Consider the following 19,972-nt stretch of genomic DNA (forward strand, 5'->3'; position numbering starts at 1 on the left):
CTAATCCTTCCGCTCAAACGCGCCCAAATCGGGCTTTTGCAAGTCGCGCGGCACGTTTAGCAAGTCATGCGAAACCTGGGGGGAATACTGGCCCTGGTCGCGGGCCGGCGAGGTAGCTTCCAGACCATAGTCAAACACAAGACCGCTGTAGTTCTCCGGGCTGCGCCGAAATTTGGGGTCCTGGTTCAGCAGGTTGCCGTTGTTGTCGAGGCTCGGCTTGGCGGGCGAGCCGGGGGCAGCGGCGTAGAGTTTGGTGCGCAGTAGTGTCCGCTCAATAACCGGCGGCGACTTGTCGGCATTGACCAGCAGCAACTCGTCTTCCAAGGCTTTGGCGCCGCCAGAGGGGGTAGGGCCCCAGATGATGGAGTTGCGGATGGTGAGCTGGAAGGGCGCGACCGGCGTAGTGCCATCGGGGCGCTCTAGCAGCTCGTTGGTGAAGGTGAGCGACTCCGTCTCGCGGCTGGAGGTGGGCGCGTAGTTGGCCACGGTGCAGAAGTTGAGGCTGCACGTGGTGCCGCCCAGGCCCAGGATGGCAAACTGCCCACAGTTGGTAAACAAGCAGTTAGTCGCCGCTACGCGGCCCGCGAGGCTGAACACACCGGCCCCAGCGGAAGCAATCGGGTTGGCCGCCGACACGTTGGCGCCACTGATGTTGCGCAGCACGCAGTTGGTCAACGTCACGTCGGGCTGGGGCTGGCGGTTTTCGGGGTTCAGCAGCAGTACGCCGTACACCGAGTTCTTGATTTCGCAGTAGCGCAGACGGCTGCCGCGGCTCTCAGCGTCGAGCACGATGCCCAGCCACTGGCCGGGCACGTCCGCGTAGGGTGCCTCGCGGCGGTCGCCCTCGAAGCGCACGATGTTGCGGTCGGTCAGCTTCACGGTGTCGGTAGGGCTGAAGTCGGCGGGCTCGTTCACCAGCAGCGTGCCCCTGACGCGCAAGGTGGCCCCGGCGTGGGCGTAGATGCGGGCGCCGGGCAAAATGCGCAAGGTGCAGCCGGCCCCGACCAGCGCCGTGCCGAAGAGCACGTGCGGCCGGTCGGCCCGCCATACCTCGTCGCAGCCGATGGTTTCGTTGGCGTGGAAGTAGGCATTCTGGCCGTAGGCCACTAGCTTGACCGTCTGCTCGTTGCCGTTGGTAGTGAACTTCAGTTCGTCCGTCAGCAGAAAGGGCCGGTCGGCGCTGGTTTCGCCCAGGCGGGCCTTCACCAGAATCAGCAGGCTGTCCTGGCCGCGCAGCTCCAGGCCGGCGGCAGTTTGCACCTCGTCGCCATTGATAATGAGCGAGTAAGCCGACGTAGCCGGCTCGCTCAGCGCAATCTGGCTGATGCGCACGGCGCGGGCGTTGCGGTTATACACCCACAGCCGCCTGGTGACGGTGCCGACGCGGGTAAACACCGTGTCGAAGAGCACGGTGTCGGCGCGGGAGTCCAGGAAGTTGCCGTTGAGGTAGGGCGCCTTGAACTCCAGCTGGCCGGTGTCGCCGAGCAGGTTTTCCTTCGGCTCGCAGCCGCTGAGCAGGCTAAGCAGCGCGAAGCTGACGAGCAGCAGCGGCAGGAGAAAGCGCATTTTTAGATTATGAAAGGCGGTCATGCTGAGCATGTGGCGCATCAAGCCAGGGACGAAGCATCTCGCGGGGGTAACTAACCGATGGCTCACGATGATTGGGTTACTGCTGCCCGCGAGATGCTTCGTCCCTGGCTTGATGCGCCACATGCTCAGCATGACGTTCAGACGAGCACTAGCCACGTTTCTAAACGACGCCTTCCCGGAGCCGCTCGGCGCTCTCGGCAATGCGCAGCTGCTCCACAAAATCATCAATATTGCCTTCCATCACCGAGGCCAGGTTATACACCGTGTAGCCGATGCGGTGGTCGGTGACGCGGCCCTGCGGGTAGTTGTAGGTGCGGATTTTGTCGCTGCGGTCGCCGCCGCCAATCATGCTCTTGCGGGCGGCGCCCTCAATCTCGTTCTTCTTGGCTAATTCGATTTCGTAGATGCGCGAGCGCAGCACGGCTAGCGCCTTGTCGAAGTTCTTGAGCTGCGACTTCTGGTCCTGGCACTGCGCGACGAGGCCCGTCGGGATGTGAGTCAGGCGCACGGCCGAATACGTCGTGTTTACGGACTGCCCGCCGGGGCCGCTCGACATGAACAGGTCCTTACGGATATCGTTCATATCCAGGTTGATGTCCAGCTCCTCCGCCTCCGGCATCACCACCACGGAGGCCACCGACGTGTGGATGCGGCCGGCGGTTTCGGTGGCTGGCACGCGCTGCACGCGGTGCACGCCGCTCTCGAACTTGAGCTTGCCGTACACGTCCTCGCCGGTGAGCGAGAGCACGATTTCCTTGTAGCCGCCGGCCGTGCCTTCGGTGGCGTCAATCAAATCCATGCGCAGGCCTTTGCGTTCGGCAAAGCGCATGTACATGCGCTGCAAGTCGCCGGCGAAGATGGCCGCCTCGTCGCCGCCGGCGCCGGCCCGGATTTCCATGATGACGTCCTTCGAGTCGTTGGGGTCTTTGGGGATGAGCAGGTCTTTGATGACAGTTTCCAGGCGCTCCTGCTCCGGGCCCAGCTCGTCCAGCTCGGCCTTGGCCATTTCGCGAAAATCCTCGTCTTTCTCGGTCGAAATCACCTGCCGGGCGTTTTCGATGTTGCTGAGCACCTGCTGATAGGCGCGGTACTCGGTCACGATTTTGCCCAGGTCCTTGAGTTCTTTGTTCAGGGCCTTGTAGCGCTTGAGGTCGGACATCACGTCGGGCTGCATGAGCTGCTCGTTCACGTCGTCGTGCCGCTCGCGGATGGCTTCTAATTTCTCCAGCATCAGTTATTCTTGCAAATCAGGGGAAGTTCGGAAAACAGGCAGTAGGTTGCAAAGGTACTGAATCTAAACACCGCCGTTTGGGGCGTCCGTTCCGTCCGGCAGGGGGTAGGGATACGGGCTGTTCCCTACCCCCCTGCTAATTGCTCAAGTCCAGAATCCGCGCCATGCAAGTGCTGAAATTTGGGGGCACATCCGTGGCCACCGCCGAGAACATCCAGAAGAGCGCCGCCATTGCTTTCCAGGTGTTAGCGAGTGGAGCCGGCCCCATCGTCATCGTCGTCTCTGCTTTGGGCGGCACCACCGATACCCTGCTTGAAGCCGGCCGGGCCGCGGCCACTGCCGACCTGACTTATCAGGAAACCCTTAGCCAACTAGAGCAGCGCCACCAGGCAGTGGCGCTGGCGCTGGATTTGCCACCAGGCCAGCGGCACGAAGCGCGGGAATTTATAGCCAGCAGCTTCACGGAGATAAAGCGGCTTTGCGCCGGCGTCGCGTCCCTGCGCGAACTCTCGGGCCGCACCCTCGACCGGCTCCTGAGCTACGGCGAGCTGCTTTCCGCGCAGCTTTTTGAGGCTCATTTTCACCGCCTCTGGCTCAATACTGTTTGGGCCGATGCGCGCCAGCTTATCCAAACCAATTCGCGTTTCGGCAATGCCGAGGTAGATGTGACGGCCACGGCGCGTCTATTAAACGACTTCCGGGCCCGCCACCCCGGTGCCTCCTGGATTGTACCCGGCTTTATCGCCGCCGACACCGAGGGCAACACCACCACATTGGGCCGGGGCGGCTCCGACTACACGGCCGCCCTGCTGGCCGCCGCCTTGGGCGCCGACAAGCTCGAAATCTGGACTGACGTGAGCGGCATGATGACCGCCGACCCGCGCCTGGTGCGGGCGGCGCGGCCTATTCCGCACCTTTCCTACCAGGAGGCGATGGAGCTGTCGCACTTCGGCGCCAAGGTGCTCTACCCGCCCACTATTCAGCCCGTGATGGGGGTAGGGATTCCGCTGTGGATAAAAAACACGTTCGCGCCCGCCGACTACGGCACGCTGGTGGAGCTGGCGCCGCCACGCGGCGCGGATGCGGTACGGGGCATCTCCAGCATCGGCAGCCTCACGCTGCTCAACTTGGCGGGCAGCGGCATGGTGGGCGTGCCGGGGTTTTCGATGCGGCTGTTCGCGGCGCTGGCGCGGGAGCAGATTAACGTCGTTCTCATCACCCAAAGCTCGTCGGAGCACTCCATCTGCGTGGGCGTGACGGCCCTGGCTGCCGCGCCGGCCCAGGCAGCGGTCGATGCCGAGTTTGCCGTTGAAATCGCGGCCGGCCGCATCGAGCCGCTGCGGCCCGAAGCCGGGCTGGCCATCGTGGCCCTGGTGGGCGACAATATGAAGGACCACCCCGGCATCAGCGGGCGGCTGTTTGGGGCGCTGGGGCAGAACGGGGTGAACATCCGGGCCATCGCGCAGGGCGCCTCGGAGAAGAATATCTCGACCGTCATTCGGGCCGACGATGTGCCCAAGGCCGTGAACGTGCTTCACGAAGCATTTTTTGGGGCCACTGACAAACAGGTAAATCTGTTTGTGCTGGGCGCCGGCAACGTGGGCAGCAAGCTGCTGGCCCAGCTGCACCGGCAGCAGACGTATCTGCGCGAGCGCCTGGGCGTGCAGCTCCGGGTGGTGGGACTGGCCAGCAGCCGGCACTGCCTGCTGGCCCCCGACGGCGAGGGCCTGGACCTGGACCCAGCGGCCTGGCCCGCTGCGCTGGCCGCCGCCCCACCCCGGAGCCTGCCCGAGATTACCGAGCTTATTCTGAGCAAAAACCTGCGCAACTCGGTGCTGGTCGACGTGACGGCCAACCCCGCCACGGCCGCCGAATATGCGCCGCTGCTGGCCCGCAGCGTGGCCGTGGTGGCCTGCAACAAGGTGGCTACCTCGGCGGACTACGCCAGCTATGCGCAGCTTAAAAGTCTGGCCCGCGAGTTCAACGCGCCATTCGTGTACGAAACCAACGTGGGCGCGGCCCTGCCCGTCATCGGCACGCTCCAGGATTTGGTGCGCACCGGCGACGTGGTGCGGAGCTTTGAGGCCGTGCTCTCGGGCACGCTCAACTTCGTCTTTAATCATTACGACGGCTCCCGGCCCTTCGCCGAGGTGGTGCGCCAGGCCCAGGCCGAAGGCTACACCGAGCCCGACCCGCGTCTCGACCTCAACGGCTCGGACGTGGCTCGCAAGGCGCTGATTCTGGCCCGCGAAGCCGGCGAGAAAATGGAGATGAGCGATGTGACGATAGAAGGTTTTTTGCCGGAATCGTGCTTCGCGGGCGACGTGGAGGCATTCTACGCCGAAATGCTCGCCCACGAGCCGCACTTCCGGGCCCGGTATGAGGCGGCGACGGCCGCCGGCCAAAAGCTCAAATTCGTGGCCCGCTACGCCAATGGCCGGGCCAGCGTGGGCCTGCATTCCCTACCCCCCACTCACAACTTCTACGACCTGCAAGGCAAGGACAACGCCGTGCTCTTCTTCACCGACCGCTACGCCGACCAGCCCCTGGTCGTGAAAGGCGCCGGCGCCGGCGGCGAAGTCACGGCCGCCGGCGTCTTCGCCGACATTATGCGCGCCGCGCGGCTGTAAGGTCAGTGAGCAGTGCACAAACGGAACGTCATGTCGAGCAACGCGAGACATCTTGCGAGGGGAAGTAATCAATGACAATCAATGAGTGGCTGCCCTACCCCCCTGCCTCCTGGCGAGATGCTTCGCTGCGCTCTGCATGACGTTCTTGTTGCCTTTCACTCATTACTAACTGTTCACTGACAACTGCTCACTGATTTTAATGTCCGTTCTCGTTCATTCGCCCGCCACACTCTCCAACCTGGGCTGCGGCTTCGACGTGTTGGGCCTGGCCCTGGCCGCACCCTACGACGCCATTCGCGTCCGGCGCAGCGCGGCGCCCGGCGTGCGCATTCGGCACCTCGACCCCTACAACTTGCCCACGGACCCGGCCCGCAACGTGGCCGGCGTGGCCCTGCTGGCGCTGCTGGCGGCTTTGCCCGAACAGGAGGGGGTAGGGTTTGAGGTGGAAATCACCAAGGGCATTATGCCGGGCAGTGGGGTAGGGAGCAGCGCGGCCAGCGCCGTGGGCGCCGTGGTGGGTGCTAATGCGGTGCTGGATAATCGGTTCAGCAAGATGCAGCTTGTAGATTTTGCGATGGCCGGCGAGGCCGTGGCATCGGGCGCGCGCCACGCCGACAACATCGCGCCGGCCATGTTCGGCGGCTTCACCGTAGTGCGGGCCCTGGAGCCGGCCATTGATATTGTGGCCCTGGCCGCGCCGCCGCTGTGGGTGGCCGTGGTGCACCCGCAAATTGAGGTCAAGACCAGCGAAGCGCGCAAGGTACTGCCGGCCACCGTGCCGCTGGGCCTGGCCGTGCGCCAGTGGGCCAACGTGGCCGGGCTGGTAGCTGGATTCTTAACGGCTGATTACGAGTTGATTGGCCGCTCCCTGGACGACTACATCGTGGAGCCGGCGCGGGCCGCCCTCATCCCCGGCCTGGCCGAGGCGCGGCGGCGGGCGCGGGTCGCCGGGGCGCTGGGCGGTGGCATTTCGGGCTCCGGTCCCTCCATTTTTATGCTGAACCGCGACGAGGCCACGGCCCGGACGGTGGGCGCGGCGCTGGGCAGCGTGTTCGCGGAGCTGGGAATTGCGTTCAATATCTACGTCGGACCCGTGGCGACGGAGGGCGCGCGGGTGGTCTCGGAATGTTAGAAAGAAGGGGAAACTAAAAAGGCAGTCATGCTGAGCGCAGCGAAGCATCTCGCGTGAGGAAGTAATCGACGGTAAACAACGATTGAATTATTGCCGCAGGCGAGATGCTTCGCTGCGCTCAGCATGACCGTCTTTTTCTTTTTACTTATGCTGCTTGGCAATCCCACGGCTGCTTCACAATCTCAAATCTCAGATGAATTACTACAGCATCCGCCGACAAGCCCCGCCGGCCGATTTCCGGGCAGCGACCATCACCGGGCAGGCGCCGGATGGCGGCCTGTACTTCCCAGAGTTCATTCCGACGCTTTCGGCCCCGCAGCTGCGCCCGCTGCCCAAAGCCGAGCTAGCGCTGGCCGTGATGCGGCCCTACGTGGGCGACGTTATCCCCGAAGGCGACTTGGGCGACATCGGCGCGGCAGCCCTGGGTTTTGAGTTTCCGCTCGTGCCAATAACCGGCGAAGTCTCGGCGCTGGAACTGTTTCACGGGCCCACGCTGGCCTTCAAGGACGTCGGGGCGCGGTTTATGAGCCGCTGCCTAGGCTACTTTGCCCGGCGCGGCGACACGCCGCCGGTGACGGTGCTCGTGGCCACGTCGGGCGATACGGGCGGGGCAGTAGCCAGCGGCTTTCTGGGCGTGCCGGGCGTGGAAGTCGTGATTCTCTACCCATCGGGCAAAGTCAGCCCCGTGCAGGAGCAGCAGCTCACCACGCTGGGCCAGAACATCACGGCCCTGGAAGTCAGCGGCACGTTCGACGACTGCCAGGCGCTGGTGAAACAGGCATTTCAGGACCCGGAGCTGGCCCGGCACCGCCTGCTGACCTCGGCTAACTCCATCAACGTGGCCCGCTGGCTGCCCCAGCAGCTCTATTACTGGCTGGCCTGGCAGCAGTGGCCGGCCGCGAGCGCCCCGCCGGTGGTGGCGGTGCCGAGCGGCAACTTCGGCAACTTGGCCGCCGGGCTGCTGGCGCGCGCCACGGGCCTGCCGCTGGGGCACTTCATCGCCGCCTGCAACGCCAATGACCCCGTACCCGAATACTTTCGCAGCGGCACTTACCTCGCCCGGCCCGCCATCCCTACCCCCTCCAATGCGATGGACGTGGGCAACCCCAGCAACTTTGTGCGCATTCAGGAGCTGTTCGGCCATGACTTCGCGGCGCTCGCGCAGGCCCTGAGCGCCGACACCGTGAGCGACGCCGACACCGTGGCGACCATCCGGCAGGTGTGGGAAGCGCACGGCTACCTGCTCGACCCGCACGGGGCCGTGGCCTACGCGGCGCTGGCTCGCCACCAGGTCGCTCACCCCGGCGCGCGCGGCTTTCTGCTCGCCACGGCGCACCCGGTGAAATTTCCGGCCGTGGTCGAGCCTATTCTGGGCCGGGCTATCCCGCTGCCCGACGCCGTGCGGCATTTGTCGCTTTTGCCCAAACGAAGCGTGCCGCTGGCGGTTGATTATGAAGCGCTAAAGGCGTACCTCTTATAAGCTTCAGAGCGTTTTTTCAGCCGGCCTGGCAACGTAATTTCAGTTAAAAGTGGCGAGATAAAAGGGCGGAGATAAAGATGATTATCTGCGTTTTAGCTTTCAACTCTTCTCTTTTAACCGAATAAACAGGCGTCGATTTATGTCAAAACAACTGGTTTTTCTTTTCCTTGCGCTCGCTGCCACCGCCTGCCGCCCTGACCAGGTAGAGCACCTGAAAGACACCAAGCGCATCGGCGTCGAGACGGCTAACTGGGAAGTCAAGCGCATCATGCCCCAGGACTTGCTGCGCGCCACGCGCTGGGCCGGCGACACGCTCACGGCCTTCGCCGACACGCTCTTGCGCCGCCGCCTGGCCCGCGGGCTGGCGGCCGGCGGCGTGGCCGCATCCCTACCCCTGTGCCGCCCCGAAACCTATGCTGCAACTGATTCGATGGCCAGGATTCTGCAAGCCACGCCCCGGCGCGTCAGCGCCCGGCCCCGCAACTCCGCGCACCTGGCCGCGCTGCCCGCCTCCGAAATGCAGCCCGACACGCTGCGCGTCGTGAAGCGGCCCAGCCAGGAAGTATTTGTGTATCAGCGTCCCATTGTGCTGAATAACCGCCTCTGCCTGCGCTGCCACGGCGAAGTCGGTAAGGACGTCTCCCAAGCAGATTACGCGCTCATTCAAAAAGCCTACCCCCAGGACCGGGCCACCGGCTACCAATTGGGCCAGGTGATGGGCGCCTGGCAAGTGCGGCTCACCCGTCCCGGCGTGGCCGAGTTCTGGACGATGAAAACGCGCAAAAAGTGGAAGGAACACAAAATGCCGAAGCTGTTTTAAGGGGCCGCTAGGCAGAAGAGAACTTGCCTCAAGCGCTCATCCTAACTAACCCAAAAAGTAGTAGTCATTCGAGGACCACGGCCCCAAAAATCTGCAATTATCTAACCAACAGCTACTTATAATGAAACTGTTTAGGAAGTTCTAAAAACGGTCATGCTTCGACAAGCTCAGCATGACCGTTTTTAGAACTTCCTAAACAGTTTCAGCACTTGCCTGATATCCTATTTTAGTACAAAGTATTTAGATTTTTTACACCTATTAACTTGATGGTACAGCGCGAGTTTCATTTCTAAAAGTTGTTATTTTTGACAACTTTTAGAAATGAAATACCTCGCCGCTCGTTCACGCTTCGCCGCCCAAGGCCTCGTCTCCAGTCACGAGTTGCGTCAGGCTTTTCCCGATTTCGACAAGCGCCGGCTGGTCGAGTGGCAGGCCTGCGGCTACTTGCAGCGCATCGTTAACCGCTGGTACCGTTTCACCGAAACGCCCGTCGATGAAGCCCTGCTGTGGTTCACGGCCAACCGCATCTACCAGCCCGCTTACCTGTCGCTGGAAACGGCCCTGTCCTACCACGGCCTTATCCCTGAAGGCGTCTATACGCTCACTTCCGTGAGTTCGCGCAAAACGCAGGCGTTCCACACGCCCCTCGGCACTTTTCGCTACCAGCACCTGCTGCCCCGCCTCTACTTCGGCTACGAGGTACTGCGCCCAGCCGCGGGCCGGCCCGTGCTCATGGCTGACCTTGAAAAGGCCCTACTCGATTACTGCTACCTGCACCCCAGGCTGCGCACTGCCGACGACTTCGCCGCCCTGCGCCTGAATACTGATGTGCTGCGCGACAAGCTTAATGCCACCCGCCTCGCCGATTATCAAACCCTGTTTGCCCACCAGCGCCTCAACCAGCGCGTGCGAGCCCTGCTTTCCCTGCTCCCCGCCCATGCTTAGCCTCGCCCAGATTCAGGCCCAGTACCCGGCCGCGCTCCGGCCCTTCAGCCGCTTCATCCTGCGCGAGTACCTTCAACACAAACTGCTGCAGCTCATCTACGACAGCCCGTTGGCTAACCAGTTTTTTTTCCTGGGCGGCACCTGCCTGCGCATCGTTCACGGCAACAGCCGCTTTTCCGAAGACCTCGATTTTGACAACACCGGTGTCACGGCCGCCGAGTTTGGCGAGTTGGCCAGCCTCGTGACCCGCGGCCTGGAGCTGGAAGGCTACGAGGTCGAAATGAAGCTGGTGCTCAAAGACGCCTACCACTGCCACGTGCGTTTTCCCGAGCTGCTGTTCAAAGAAGGACTGAGCGGCTACCGTGAGGAGAAGATTCTCATCCAGCTCGACACCGAGCCTCAGCACTTTGCCTTCGAGCCGGTTCCCTACCTGCTCAACCGCTTCGACATCTTCACCCAGCTTCAGACCACGCCGCCCGACCTGCTGCTGGCCCAGAAGTTCTACGCCATTCTCAACCGTGTCCGCAACAAGGGCCGCGACTTTTACGATGCCGTATTTCTGCTCGGCCGCCAGGTTCGGCCCAACTATGCGTACCTCGCCCAGAAGCGCGGCATTGAAACCCCCGCCGACCTTAAAGCCCAGTTGCTGGCCCACTGCCAGACCTTGGACATGCAGGCAATGGCCGACGACGTGCGCCCCTTTCTTTTCAACCCCCGCGAGGACCGCCTAGTCACGATGTTCCCGCAATACATCCGGCAGGCGGTATTGGAGACTTGAAGTAATTTTAAGGCTTCGCGGCGCCGAAAGCTCTCATTTGACTGATACCCCTTACTTGACCTCTCCCATCCTCATCATCGGTGCCGGCCTGGCCGGGCTGACTTGCGCCAACTACCTGCACCAGGCCGGGCGGCCCGTGCTGCTGCTCGACGCCGCCGACGCCGTGGGTGGCCGCATCCGCACCGATGTGACCTCCGACGGCTTCCGCCTCGACCGCGGCTTTCAGGTGCTGCTCACCAATTATCCCGAAACCAAGCGCCTGCTCGATTACGACGCGCTCAATTTGCAGCGCTTCCGCTCCGGGGCCGTCATTCGGCTGGAGGATGGGCGGCGGACTACGCTGCAAAACCCGTTGCAGCGGCCCCTGGCGGCGGTTTCGGCCCTCACCGCGCCCATCGGCTCCTTGCCCGATAAGCTGCGCATTCTCAGCTTGGTGCGCCACGTGCTCAAGCACTCGCCGGATGAGCTGCTGGCCCGGCCCGGCGTGGATACGCGCACGTTTCTGCGCCGCTACGGCTGGAGCGAGACAATGATAAACACCTTTTTCCGGCCTTTTTTCGGCGGCGTATTTCTCGACCGTGAGCTAAGCACGGCCAGCAACTTCTTCGAGTTCGTGTTTCAGCAGTTCGTGACCGGCGACGCGGCCGTGCCGGCGCTGGGAATGCAGCAGATTCCGGAGCAGCTGGCGGCGCGGCTGCTGGCCGGCACCATCCGGCTGAACACGGCCGTGGCCGCTATTGATAGTGAAGGCCGCACGGTGCGGCTGGCCAGCGGCGAAACGCTGCGCGGCAGCGCCGTGGTGGTGGCCGCCGATGGTCCGGCCGGCGCCCAGCTGCTGGCCGGCGCCGGATTCCCTACCCCCCCTCTCGCCCGCGAAGGCCGCCCAACCACCTGCACCTACTTCGCCGCCACGGGCAATTCGCCCGGCCGCGCCGACAAGCTGTTGCGCCTGAATGCGGCCCTAGCGCCCGCGCTGGCCCACAACGTGGCTTTCCCCGCCGACGTGAGCCCGGCTTACGCGCCAGCTGGCCAAAGTCTGGTATCGGTGAGCACCCACGGCCCGCACGGCCTGCGCGAAGCCGAGCTGACCGAGTGCCTGCGCGGCGAGCTGGCCGCCTGGTTTGGCCCGGCGGCCCGGCAGTGGCGGCACCTGCGCACCTACCAGATAGCCTATGGCCTGCCCGTGTACGCGGCCGGGCAGCCGGCGCGGCAGCCGCGGCAGCTGGCCCAAGGTCTGTTTCGGTGCGGCGACTGGGCCGCCTACCCCTCGCAAAACGGGGCAATGGCCGCGGGCCGGGAAGTGGCCGAGCTACTGTTGCGCTAAGGGGCCAGCAAAGGGAACAAGCCGCCGCCGCTCATCTTTTCTGGAATGCTAGCCTCCGCCCTCGGCCCAGGCGTAGCGGCGCTGCTTCCACTCCACGGGGCTGGGCCAGAGCGCGTAAGCCAGCACGGAAAGCGACATCAAGCACAGATACGGCTCGTAGAGCAGCAGCACGCCCAGCCGCTCACGGTGGCCCACCTGGCGCAGCGCGGATGCCAGAAACAGGGTTTGCAGCGCCACTTTGCCGCCGTAGATTAGCAGCAGCGGGCCCAGCGGCAGCAGGTCGGGCCAGAACAGCACCGCGTAGAACACCCCGTAGAGGCCGAAGAGGCCACTCAGGTACCAGGGCAGCCGGGCACCGCCTTTCATCCAGCGCTTGCGCTGCTGCAAGAGCGCGGCCACGGTGGGCTGGGGCTCCGACACGCCGAGCACGGCCGGCTGGCAGAGGTTGCGGAAGCGCCAGCCCCGGTCCACAATGTGGCGGAAGAGCTGCAAATCTTCGTTGGTGCTGAAGGGCAGGGCCTCGAAGCCGCCCACGTCGGAGTAGGCGGCGCGGACCACGAGCATGTTGTTGCCCACGCTGGAGCCCGGCAGGCCCGCCTCGGCCAGCAAGTGAATCAGGCGCAGGCCAAAGAGCCAGTCCAGCCCTTGCAGGCGCCCAAACAAGCCGCCCCCAGCCGTGGTGATGCCCGTCACGATGCCCACGCCCGGCGTGGCGGCGGCCAGCATGGCCGTCACCCAGTCGGGCCGCAGGGCCATATCGGCATCGGTAAAGAGGAAGTAGTCGGTGGTCGCGGCCCGGCACAGGTAGGCCAGGGCGTTGCTTTTGCCGCGCGCCGAGCCCAGGTCGTGCCGCACCGAAAGCAGCTGAAACTGCGGCTTATCCCGAATAAAGGCCCGCACCACGGCGGCCGTGTGGTCGGTGGAGTGGTCGTCAGCAATAAGAATCTCAAGCTGCCCGGCCGGATAGTTTAGCGCCGCCAGCGAGCGCAGGCAGCGCTCAATGCTGGCTTCCTCGTTGCGGGCCGCCACCAGAATGCTCACCTGGGGGGGCTGCCCCGCCTGGTGCGCCCGCCGCCGCGCCCGCCGCCGGGGCCAGAGCAGAATGCTGATGCAGATGCCAAAAAATAATCCGAAAAAGATAGCAGCCCCAACCATACAAAACCCGAAAGGTGAACAACCAGCATACGCGGACCTGGTTAGCAGCAGTTGGCGGGATTACTACGGAGATTTATGGGGAAGCAACGTGTAAATACGGAGATGAGAACGACAACTAGCTAATCCGGGCCTTGGGAGGGGACAGGAAAAAGCGGGCTCCCGGGGCGGGCCACCGAAAATGAGCAATTCGCGGCGGCCGGTGCATCTTTGGGCGGGCCACCGCTGACCCGTTTTTTCCTCGACCCTCATGCTTCTTTCTCTTCGCGCACGGCTGCTGGCGGCCCTGGCCCTGCTGGCCGGCTGCCAGCCCAACTCCCCTGCCACAACCGGCGCGGCCACAGCCGCCGACGCGGCCCCCGCCGATACCATTATCGCGCCTTCGCCCGCCGATGGCATCACGGCGGCCGGCCTCGCCGGGCACATCAAGGTGCTGGCCGCCGATGAGTTTCAGGGCCGCAAGCCCTTCACGCCGGGCGAGGAGAAAACCACGGCGTATCTGGCCGCGGAGTTCAAGAAATTGGGCCTGAAGCCCGGCCCGGACGGCTCGTATTTCCAGGCCGTGCCGCTGGTCGAAATCACCGGCACGCCCTCGCCTACCCTCCAGATTACGGGCCAGGGCCAGCCGCTGCGCTTCAACTACCGCACGGATTTTGTGGCTTTCACCGAGCAGGAAAAGCCCCGCGTGGCGCTCACCAACTCGCCGCTGGTCTTTGCCGGCTACGGCGTGGTGGCGCCCGAATACGGCTGGGACGACTACGCCGGCCTCGACGTGAAGGGCAAAACCGTGGTCGTGCTCATCAACGACCCCGGCAACGCCGGCCCCGACACCACCCGCTTCCAGGGCCGGGCCATGACCTACTACGGCCGCTGGGGCTACAAATACGAGGAGGCCGCCCGCCACGGCGCGGCCGGCGTGCTCATCGTCCACGATACCAAGCCGGCGTCCTACCCCTGGTCGGTGGTCCAAAGCTCCTACTCCGGCGCCAAGCTCCGCCCCCAAACCGCCGACCACGGCGCCAGCAAGTGCGCCGTTGAGGGCTGGGTGACGCTCGATGCGGCTAAAAAGCTTTTTACCGCCGCCGGCCAGGATTACCAAAAGCTTTACACCGCCGCCAACCAGCCCGGCTTCCGGGGCGTGCCGCTGGGCCTGAACGGGAGCGTGAGCGTGACCAACAAGCTGCGCAGCCGCACTTCTAAAAACGTGGTCGGCGTGCTGCCTGGCGCCAGCCGGCCCGACGAGTACCTCATCTACTCGGCTCACTGGGACCACCTCGGCATCGGCGCGCCCATCAACGGCGACTCCATCCACAACGGCGCCGTTGACAATGCCAGTGGCGTAGCCGGCGTGCTCGCCATCGCCAAGGGCTTTGCCGAAGCGAAGCAGAAACCGGCCCGCAGCATCGTGTTTCTGGCCGTCACCGGTGAGGAGCAGGGGCTGCTCGGCTCGGCTTATTACGCGGCGCACCCACTGTTTCCGCTCCCCAAAACCGTGGCCAATATCAACATCGACGGCCTCGGCACCTTCGGGCCGATGCGCGATTTGACCATCACCGGCTACGGCCAGTCGGACCTCGACGACTACGCCCGCGCCGAAGCCCAGACCCAGGGCCGCTACGTGCAGCCCGACCAGCACGCCGAGCAGGGTCACTTCTACCGCTCCGACCATTTCAGCTTCGCCAAAGTCGGTGTGCCGGCCCTCTATGCCAAGGGCGAGTTCGACTCCCGCGCCCGCGGCAAGGCCTTCGCCGAAACCCAGTTCAAGGACTACGAAGCCCAGCGCTACCACCAGCCCGCCGACGAGTACAACCCCCGCTGGGACCTGCGCGGCGCCGAGCAGGACGCGCGCCTGCTCTTCCACATCGGCCAGAAAATAGCCGGCGAAACCACATTTCCGCAGTGGAAAGCGGGCTCGGAGTTTAGAGCGGTGCGGGAAAGGAGTTTAACAAAAAAATAAGTCTGAACCACGGATTTATCGGATTAAACAGATTAATCGGATTTCGAGGATGATTCAGCAAGGCTCTATTCAATTTCCTACCCCCCTCTAAAACCAAAAGGCCACTCATTGAGTGGCCTTTTGGTTTTGCTGAATCGTCCTCGAAATCCGATAAATCCGTTTAATCCGATAAATCCGTGGTTCAGACTTACAGCCGCGGGTCGGCCGAGGCCAGGTTGTCGTAAGCCAGGTTTTCGGCCGGGTTCATGTTGTTGGGCAGGCGGATGTCGTCGGCATCGTGGACGCGCAGGGTGAGCATGCCGGCCAGAATCATGGAGCCGCCGCCGAGCACGAGTGTGAGCACGGCGTTGTCGTGGAAGAGGTGCTTGGTGAAGAAGCCCAGCGTGACGCTGGCCACCATCTGCGGCAGCACGATAAAGAAGTTGAACACGCCCATGTAGTAGCCCATCTTGCTGGAAGGCAGCGCGCCGGCCAGCATGGCGTAGGGCACGCTCAGGATGCTGGCCCAGGCCAGGCCGATGCCCAGCATGGGCACGAGCAGGGCCAGCTCGGCCACCCGAAACGGGTGATTGCCGAATAAGCTCACGGTGCGCTCAATGGGAATATTGCCGATGAAGTAGATGGACATCAGCCCCAGGCCACCGGCCACCAGGCACAGCATGTGGGTGGCCCGCCGGGAGGTGGCGCGCGCAATGAGGGGTAGGGAAAGCGCAGCCAGGGCCGAGATGCCATTGTAAACGGCCGAGCACACGTTCCACCAGTCGGCGCCGTCGTTGTAGAGCTGCGAGGTTTTGTCGGTGGTGTGGTAGATGTGGCTCGTGATGGCCGGCGTGGCGTAAATCCACATCGAAAACAAGGCCAGCCAGCTGAAAAACTGCACCACCGCCAGCTGCCGCATCGTGCGCGGCATGTCGGCCACGCCCGCAAACGATTCCTTGACGCCGTGCCAGAAGCCGGACGTGCGCGCCTTTTCGGCCTCGAACTCGGCCAGGTTTTCGGGCGGATACTCCTTGGTGGTGAGCACCGTCCAGAGCACGGCCAGGAAGTAGATGAGGCCGCCGGTGTAGAAGGCGTACTTCAGGGAAAGCGGAATCTGCCCGGCCGGGGCCACGTTAGACACGTCGAACAGCTTCGAGTAAATGACGGGCAGTAAGGAACCCACCACGGCGCCGATACCGATAAAAAACGTTTGCATTCCGAAGCCCGCCGTGCGCTGCGTGCTCGGCAGCAGGTCGCCGACCAGGGCCCGAAAGGGCTCCATCGAGATGTTGATGCTCGCGTCCATTATCCAGAGCATTCCGGCCGCCATCCAGAGCGCCGACACGTGGGGCATCGTAATCAGGGCCAGCGAGGCAAACAGGGCGCCAATCAGGAAAAACGGCCGCCGCCGGCCCCAGCGCGGGCTCCAGGTGCGGTCAGAAAGGTAGCCAATGATGGGTTGCACCAGCAGCCCGGTGGCCGGGGCCGCCACCCACAGAAACGAAAGCTCGTCGACTTTGGCGCCCATCGTCTCGAAGATGCGGCTCATGTTGCCATTTTGCAGGGCAAAGCCAAACTGAATGCCCATGAAGCCGAAGCTCATGTTCCAGATTTGCCAGAAGCTCAGGCGGGGCTTGAGGCGGACGTTGGGGCTGGTGCTGGGGACCGCGGCGACGGATGCCATGTGAGAGGGGGGTAGGGAATGCGGGGAATAAGACGAAGAAAGCTGCCCGGCGCCTTTTCGGGGCAGCTGAGCAGCCTTCAAATCTACTGATTTCAGGTTAGATAAATCTAAATTTACCGGGGTTTCAACTCGAAGATGTGAGCGCTGAGGGGTTCCAGCGTCAGGTTCAGGGTTTGGCGGGGCTCACCGCCGTTCAGCATATCGGTGTAGGTGTAGAATCGCTGTGGGTCGAGGCCCATCGCGGTGAGCGCGGCGGGCGGGATGGTGAGCACCGGGCGGTAGCTCTTGGTGTCGCTGAAGTTGACGACCACCAGTACCTGCTGCTTGGCCGTATGGCGCAGGTAGGCATATAGGTGCTTGGTGTTGAACTCCTTGCTCAAATTGTTAGCGTCTTGCAGCTCGTAGAACTTGCCGGCCCGCAGCGCCTCATTCGTGGCCGTGAGCGTGAGCAGCTTCTGGTAGAACGCGCGCAACGCCTTCTGTTCGGCCGAAAGCCTGGCGCCATCCATCTTGCCCTGATTCAGCCATTTCTGGTGCTCGGGCACACCCCAGTAGTCGAAAATGCTGGTGTGGCCATCGTCGGTACCGAAGCCTTCGAGGCCGCGGCCGGGCTCGCCCACTTCCTGGCCCATATACAGCATCACCGGGCCCGTGCCGAGCGTGGCCGAGACGGTCATGGCCGGAATGGCGCGTTTCGCGTCACCGGCGAATTCTTTACTAGCAATGCGCTTCTCGTCGTGGTTTTCCAGAAAGCGCAGCATGTGGGCGCCGATACCGCGGCTGTCGGCGTTCCAGACGCGCGTGATTTCCTCGGTGTGGCCTTCCTGCCGCATGAGCTTGTGCAAGGCATCGTACAGGCCCACTTTGTCATACAAAAAGTCGAAGCCGCCTTTCGTGATGTAGGTGCCGTACTCCTTGGGGTTGTAGGCTTCGGCGATGAACACCATGCCGGGCTTCACCTTCTTCACCTCCGGAATGACGTAGGCCCAGAACTCGACCGGCACCATCTCGGCCACGTCGCAGCGGAAGCCGTCGACGTCTTTCCGGGCCCAGTACACCAGGATGTCCTTCATTTTCACCCACGTATCGGGGACGGGCGAGAAGTACGTTTTGCGGCCGTTCTGGTAATCGACGCCGTAGTTGAGCTTGGTGGTTTCAAACCAGTCGTTTATCGACGGCGTTTCCGAAAAAATATCGTTGCCGGTGGCCTTGGCGGGGCTTTCCTGAAATTTGCCGTCCTCGCCCGGGCCTTTGGCCGCGGCCATCGGGTTGTAGCCGGTGGGCACGACCAGGGTTTTGCCGGGCAAATAATAGAAGTTGTTGTTGACGGCGAAGGCCTTGGTCTTATCATCCTTGGCACCCAAATCGACCACGCCGGCCGGCTTGGCGTCGGACTTGTAGGAGCGCGCCACGTGATTGGGAATGAAGTCCATGATGACTTTCAGGCCGTTGGCGTGGGTGCGCTTGATGAGGGCATCGTACTCCAGCAGGCGATTTTTGACGTTCACGGCCAGGTCGGGGTCCACGTCGTAGTAGTCCTTGATGGCGTAGGGCGAGCCGGCGCGGCCCTTCACCACGTCGGCATCGTCGGCGGCGGGACCGGCGTAGGGCGCGGGGGCGGGCTTGCCCTTGACCGGCTTGGCGGCGGGGCCGGCCGGCTTGCTGTAGTCGGTCATTGTGGCGTGCTCAATCACGCCGGTGTACCAGACGTGCGAGGCGCCCAGCTTCTTGATTTCCTGGAGCGCGCGGTCGTTGATGTCGTTAAACTTGCCGCAGCCATTCTCCTGAATGCTGCCCCAGGGCTTGTTCAGGGCTACTTTGTTGCCGAACAGGCGGGGTAGGAGCTGGTAGATGACCAGCTTCTGGTCCTGCGGAATTTCCTCGGTCGTATTGGGGTCGGTAGCGGTCTGGGCCACGGCAGATTGAGCAGGCAAAATGAAGGCCGCCAGGGCCAGCGCGCCGGCAGCCAAAAGGAGAGGTTTTCTCATAAGGGGCGTAAGATAAGCTGCGCTTAATGAGAAATTAAGAATAAAGAATGAGGAATTGCTGGTGTAAAAATTCTTCATTCCTCACTCCTAATTCTTCATTTAAAATCACCACTCCTGCGTCAGCGGATGCAGCATCAGCTCGTCAATCACGACGTGAGGCGGGGCTTCGAGCACGTAGCGCACGGCTTGGGCCACATCGACGGGGCGCAGGTGGGTTTTCTCGTTTTGCGGCTGGCCGGGCGTGGTATCGTTAAAATACGTGTCAACCATGCCGGGATAGATGATGCTGACCTTGATGCCGTGGGAGCGCACTTCCTTTCTCAACGAGGCCAGCATGGCATCCTGCGCGTACTTGCTGGCGCCGTAGACCGTGCCGTGCTCGAAGGCGCGCTTGCTCACGTCGGAGGCGATGCCGACGATGTGGCCTTTCTGCTGGGCCTTGAAGTAGGGCACGGCGTACTTGCAGGGCAGGAAGGTGCCGCGCACGTTGGTGCTGAAGATGCGGTCCCACTCGGTGGCCGTGAAGTCTTCCAGTTCGTTGAACGTGCCGACGCCCGCGTTGCAGATGAGGATGTCGAGGCGGTCGTAGTGGCGGATGGTTTCGGCTATCACGTTGGCCGCGTCATCATCGTTGGCGATGTCGGCTTCGATGCTCAGGCCCTGGGTTTTGTGGGTCAGCTCGTCCAGCTCGTCGGCGCTGCGCGCTACGGCCACGACTTTGGCGCCTTGCAGAGCCAGGAGCAGAGCAATGGCGCGGCCGATGCCGCGGCTTGCGCCGGTGACGATGGCTACTTGGTCGGTGAGGTCGGTCATGGTTCTGGGTCTTTCTTTGGTTTTTAGCCCGCAGAGGACGCAGAAGGTTGCGCAGAAGTCGCAGATTGTTCTTCTAAGCCATTCACTTTGCGGAAGATGCCGCTCTTGATGTAGGGCACGTTGAAGTTAATGAGCAGGCCTAGTTTATGGCCGGAAAGCTTCAGGTAGGTGAGCAGTTGCATGTGGTGCACCTCTAGTAGCGTTTCGACCGACTTTAATTCTACGACCACTTTGTGCTCAACTACCAGGTCCAGCCGAAAGCCATTCTCCAACTGTAGCCCGTCATAAATCACTGGCAAAGCAACCTGAGTCTGTACATGCAGCCCCAACTTACGCAGCTCATGCGCTAGCAGTGTCTCATATACCGACTCCAGCAAGCCTGGCCCCAATGCCATGTGAATGGTATAAGCGGCCTTCCTAACCAGATACGAAACTTCATTCTCGCGCATAGTGCTTCTGCGTCATCTGC

The 19,972-nt window shown here is 63.0% G+C and carries 15 protein-coding genes; 8 read left to right on the top strand and 7 right to left on the bottom strand.

The window, feature by feature from the left end:
* The gene (locus ACFE70_RS14045) at positions 1-1,566 is read right to left on the bottom strand and encodes a right-handed parallel beta-helix repeat-containing protein (protein WP_375418390.1); all 1,566 of its coding nucleotides are present in this window, start codon (positions 1,564-1,566) and stop codon (positions 1-3) included.
* A gap of 184 nt (positions 1,567-1,750) precedes the next feature.
* Positions 1,751-2,821 carry a peptide chain release factor 1 gene (prfA, locus tag ACFE70_RS14050; protein ID WP_375418391.1) on the bottom strand — a complete coding sequence of 357 codons (1,071 nt, stop codon included), beginning with the start codon at positions 2,819-2,821 and terminating at the stop codon, positions 1,751-1,753.
* 140 nt (positions 2,822-2,961) lie between these two features.
* Between prfA and thrA the strand changes: the two genes are divergently transcribed.
* From thrA to ACFE70_RS14085, 7 genes are all read left to right on the top strand, one after another.
* The gene (thrA, locus tag ACFE70_RS14055; protein ID WP_375418392.1) at positions 2,962-5,451 is read left to right on the top strand and encodes a bifunctional aspartate kinase/homoserine dehydrogenase I; all 2,490 of its coding nucleotides are present in this window, start codon (positions 2,962-2,964) and stop codon (positions 5,449-5,451) included.
* A 199-nt stretch (positions 5,452-5,650) separates the two neighbouring features.
* A complete protein-coding gene (locus ACFE70_RS14060) occupies positions 5,651-6,583 on the top strand; it encodes a homoserine kinase (protein ID WP_375418393.1) in 933 nt (310 codons plus the stop codon).
* A 193-nt stretch (positions 6,584-6,776) separates the two neighbouring features.
* Positions 6,777-8,063: a threonine synthase gene (gene thrC, locus ACFE70_RS14065; RefSeq protein WP_375418394.1), complete on the top strand. Its 1,287-nt coding sequence runs from the start codon at positions 6,777-6,779 to the stop codon at positions 8,061-8,063.
* Between the two features lie 139 nt (positions 8,064-8,202).
* Complete coding sequence (locus ACFE70_RS14070; RefSeq protein ID WP_375418395.1) at positions 8,203-8,883, top strand: DUF3365 domain-containing protein; 681 nt, start codon at positions 8,203-8,205, stop codon at positions 8,881-8,883.
* A 321-nt stretch (positions 8,884-9,204) separates the two neighbouring features.
* The gene (locus tag ACFE70_RS14075; RefSeq protein ID WP_375418396.1) at positions 9,205-9,828 is read left to right on the top strand and encodes a hypothetical protein; all 624 of its coding nucleotides are present in this window, start codon (positions 9,205-9,207) and stop codon (positions 9,826-9,828) included.
* Complete coding sequence (locus tag ACFE70_RS14080) at positions 9,821-10,606, top strand: nucleotidyl transferase AbiEii/AbiGii toxin family protein (RefSeq protein WP_375418397.1); 786 nt, start codon at positions 9,821-9,823, stop codon at positions 10,604-10,606. Before ACFE70_RS14075 ends, ACFE70_RS14080 begins: the two co-directional genes overlap by 8 nt.
* Before the next feature lie 55 nt (positions 10,607-10,661).
* Positions 10,662-11,930 (top strand): protoporphyrinogen/coproporphyrinogen oxidase, encoded by a 1,269-nt coding sequence (locus ACFE70_RS14085; protein ID WP_375418398.1) that lies wholly within the window; start codon positions 10,662-10,664, stop codon positions 11,928-11,930.
* A gap of 48 nt (positions 11,931-11,978) precedes the next feature.
* Here the strand turns inward: ACFE70_RS14085 and ACFE70_RS14090 are convergent, their stop codons facing one another.
* Complete coding sequence (locus ACFE70_RS14090; RefSeq protein ID WP_375418399.1) at positions 11,979-13,085, bottom strand: glycosyltransferase; 1,107 nt, start codon at positions 13,083-13,085, stop codon at positions 11,979-11,981.
* A gap of 247 nt (positions 13,086-13,332) precedes the next feature.
* Here ACFE70_RS14090 and ACFE70_RS14095 point away from each other — a divergent pair, with 247 nt between their 5' ends.
* The gene (locus ACFE70_RS14095; RefSeq protein ID WP_375418400.1) at positions 13,333-15,039 is read left to right on the top strand and encodes a M28 family metallopeptidase; all 1,707 of its coding nucleotides are present in this window, start codon (positions 13,333-13,335) and stop codon (positions 15,037-15,039) included.
* A 187-nt stretch (positions 15,040-15,226) separates the two neighbouring features.
* Here the strand turns inward: ACFE70_RS14095 and ACFE70_RS14100 are convergent, their stop codons facing one another.
* The 4 genes from ACFE70_RS14100 to ACFE70_RS14115 all read right to left on the bottom strand — a co-directional run bounded on the left by ACFE70_RS14100 (position 15,227) and on the right by ACFE70_RS14115 (position 19,952).
* On the bottom strand, positions 15,227-16,702 hold the full coding sequence (locus ACFE70_RS14100; protein WP_375418401.1) for an MFS transporter: 1,476 nt from the start codon (positions 16,700-16,702) through the stop codon (positions 15,227-15,229).
* A gap of 113 nt (positions 16,703-16,815) precedes the next feature.
* Positions 16,816-18,690 (bottom strand): alpha-amylase family glycosyl hydrolase, encoded by a 1,875-nt coding sequence (locus ACFE70_RS14105; protein ID WP_375418402.1) that lies wholly within the window; start codon positions 18,688-18,690, stop codon positions 16,816-16,818.
* 105 nt (positions 18,691-18,795) lie between these two features.
* A complete protein-coding gene (locus ACFE70_RS14110; protein WP_375418403.1) occupies positions 18,796-19,503 on the bottom strand; it encodes an SDR family oxidoreductase in 708 nt (235 codons plus the stop codon).
* 23 nt (positions 19,504-19,526) lie between these two features.
* Positions 19,527-19,952, bottom strand: coding sequence for a GxxExxY protein (locus ACFE70_RS14115; protein WP_375418404.1), 426 nt, complete (start codon positions 19,950-19,952; stop codon positions 19,527-19,529).
* Positions 19,953-19,972 lie beyond the last annotated feature (20 nt).

The organism is uncultured Hymenobacter sp., from assembly GCF_964243305.1.
Classification (GTDB): domain Bacteria; phylum Bacteroidota; class Bacteroidia; order Cytophagales; family Hymenobacteraceae; genus Hymenobacter.

Bases quoted from the DNA above. Each gene is read 5' to 3' on its own strand.
- prfA (WP_375418391.1), bottom strand. From the start codon at position 2,821: ATGCTGGAGAAATTAGAAGCCATCCGCGAGCGGCACGACGACGTGAAC.
- ACFE70_RS14095 (WP_375418400.1), top strand. From the start codon at position 13,333: ATGCTTCTTTCTCTTCGCGCACGGCTGCTGGCGGCCCTGGCCCTGCTG.
- thrC (WP_375418394.1), top strand. From the start codon at position 6,777: ATGAATTACTACAGCATCCGCCGACAAGCCCCGCCGGCCGATTTCCGG.
- ACFE70_RS14080 (WP_375418397.1), top strand. From the start codon at position 9,821: ATGCTTAGCCTCGCCCAGATTCAGGCCCAGTACCCGGCCGCGCTCCGG.
- ACFE70_RS14045 (WP_375418390.1), bottom strand. From the start codon at position 1,566: ATGCGCTTTCTCCTGCCGCTGCTGCTCGTCAGCTTCGCGCTGCTTAGC.
- ACFE70_RS14060 (WP_375418393.1), top strand. From the start codon at position 5,651: ATGTCCGTTCTCGTTCATTCGCCCGCCACACTCTCCAACCTGGGCTGC.
- ACFE70_RS14070 (WP_375418395.1), top strand. From the start codon at position 8,203: ATGTCAAAACAACTGGTTTTTCTTTTCCTTGCGCTCGCTGCCACCGCC.
- ACFE70_RS14115 (WP_375418404.1), bottom strand. From the start codon at position 19,952: ATGCGCGAGAATGAAGTTTCGTATCTGGTTAGGAAGGCCGCTTATACC.
- ACFE70_RS14110 (WP_375418403.1), bottom strand. From the start codon at position 19,503: ATGACCGACCTCACCGACCAAGTAGCCATCGTCACCGGCGCAAGCCGC.
- ACFE70_RS14075 (WP_375418396.1), top strand. From the start codon at position 9,205: ATGAAATACCTCGCCGCTCGTTCACGCTTCGCCGCCCAAGGCCTCGTC.
- ACFE70_RS14090 (WP_375418399.1), bottom strand. From the start codon at position 13,085: ATGGTTGGGGCTGCTATCTTTTTCGGATTATTTTTTGGCATCTGCATC.
- ACFE70_RS14100 (WP_375418401.1), bottom strand. From the start codon at position 16,702: ATGGCATCCGTCGCCGCGGTCCCCAGCACCAGCCCCAACGTCCGCCTC.
- ACFE70_RS14105 (WP_375418402.1), bottom strand. From the start codon at position 18,690: ATGAGAAAACCTCTCCTTTTGGCTGCCGGCGCGCTGGCCCTGGCGGCC.